The 273-nt window shown below is 70.7% G+C and carries 1 CRISPR repeat array.

From position 1 onward, the window contains the following. Positions 1–270: direct repeats of the CRISPR family, unit length 26 nt; unit sequence CTCATCCCCGCCTGCGCGGGGAGCAC. Positions 271–273 lie beyond the last annotated feature (3 nt).

Below are 273 nucleotides of genomic sequence, written 5' to 3' on the forward strand. Positions count from 1 at the left end.
CTCATCCCCGCCTGCGCGGGGAGCACACCAGTTTTAAGTCACCGGTTATGCGCGTCACCGGCTCATCCCCGCCTGCGCGGGGAGCACGCGATCAAGGCCGTCAAGGGCTTCTCGGCCGCGGGCTCATCCCCGCCTGCGCGGGGAGCACGCCTGCGCTTGGAACAGGGCCGTGAAGTTATCGGGCTCATCCCCGCCTGCGCGGGGAGCACCTCCATGAGTGCCTGCGTGCGCCCAGCCCGAACGGCTCATCCCCGCCTGCGCGGGGAGCACACC

The organism is Corynebacterium sp. HMSC074A01, assembly GCF_001831515.1.
In the GTDB taxonomy this organism is placed as follows: Bacteria; Actinomycetota; Actinomycetes; order Mycobacteriales; family Mycobacteriaceae; genus Corynebacterium.